General features: G+C 63.9%; 1 protein-coding gene and 1 pseudogene. One reads left to right on the forward strand and one right to left on the reverse strand.

What is annotated here, in order from left to right:
* Positions 1-44 precede the first annotated feature (44 nt).
* Positions 45-677, reverse strand: a pseudogene (locus EN742_RS35250) (class I SAM-dependent rRNA methyltransferase); the annotation flags it as partial.
* A gap of 282 nt (positions 678-959) precedes the next feature.
* On the opposite strand from EN742_RS35250, the gene EN742_RS35255 reads away from it, so the two are divergent.
* Positions 960-1,309 (forward strand): RtcB family protein (locus tag EN742_RS35255; protein ID WP_189375738.1); only part of this gene is annotated, 350 nt, incomplete at its 3' end.

The raw sequence follows: 1,309 nt of genomic DNA on the forward strand, positions 1-1,309 counted from the left end.
GTACTGAACTTGTTCGGTTATACCGGCCTCGCCTCGCTGGTCGCGGCGCGCGCCGCGACCAGCGAGGCGAGGCCGGTATAACCGAACAAGTTCAGTACCTTGACCGGCCGTTTGGCCGCCATGATCAGCCCAGCCATGTGATCCCAGTGGGAGGCCTGTTCGGGAAACACGCCGACATGGCGAAACGAGGTGAAGCGGCCATGATAGTCGATGCCGTCATGCTTCATCGGCCAGGTTTCGCCGAGCGGCGTTTTTGGGAAGCGCCAGCGGCCGATGCCTTCCTCGTCGGTATCGCCAGTGAAGATGGCATCGGCGCGCTCCCAGTCCCTGGCCGGCAGCGCCCTTTGCCAGATCGCCTGACCCTCCGGCCGCACGATGCGGTAGGGGCCATACTGCTCGAGTTTTTGGCCCGAGCCGCTATCCAGCAGGGCGTAGTCGGCATTGGGCGCCACTTCGAGGATCAGCGGCAGCCGCTCTGCAGGCAGCAAGCCATCGCGGCGCGAAAGGATGCGCGGCGCAGATTTGGGCTCGGATCGCTCCTGCGTCTTTGCCTCATGCCGTTCGCCCGACCTTATCTGTGGTCGCGATGCCGTGTGCTCCTGGCGCGGCCGCGCGTGTTCGGCCCCGCCCTTTGCGGGCGGACGGTTGTCGCGGCGTTTGTCGCGAAAAGACTTCAAGCAGGAGGGTCTCCGGGCTGAGTGGCCGCTTTTTGGCATGAGGGGCGCGGCGGTGCAACAAGCGATGACGGTCATGCTGTGGCTGCCACGGACTTGTGTTTTTGCGCGTTTCGTCTATGAGGGCCGCCTTGTTGTTTCTGGAATGGGAGCGAAAGATGACGAACATCTTCACAGCGCACCCCGCAGGGGTTCCGGCGTAAGCCAGCGTCTTGGTGGCTGCCGCCGGTCGAACGGATGCCTGAAGGCGTCCGACTCCGGACCTGTATCCAGAAGTGTTCCATCATGGGCAATCTTATCGGGGGCCTTAGCCCCTCTACGTCGCGCGCCGTGCCGGCTGCGCATATCCAGCATTGTTTTTCGCCGCAGACATGGATCGAGGGCGCGGCGCTCGAGCAACTCAGGAACGTCGCGGCCTTGCCCGGCGTCACCTCGGTTGCGGCCTTTCCAGACCTGCACCCCGGCAAATACGGCCCGACCGGTATCGCCGTGTTGTCGCAGCGCTTGCACCCGCAACTGATCGGCAACGACATCGGCTGCGGCATGTCGCTGTTTGAACTCGACCTGCCGCTGCGCAAGCTCAGGATCGACAAGGCTGCCGAGCGTCTGCGCCGGATCGAAGCCGAGGATGTCTT

Source organism: Mesorhizobium sp. M4A.F.Ca.ET.020.02.1.1 (assembly GCF_004022645.1).
Classification (GTDB): Bacteria; Pseudomonadota; Alphaproteobacteria; order Rhizobiales; family Rhizobiaceae; genus Mesorhizobium.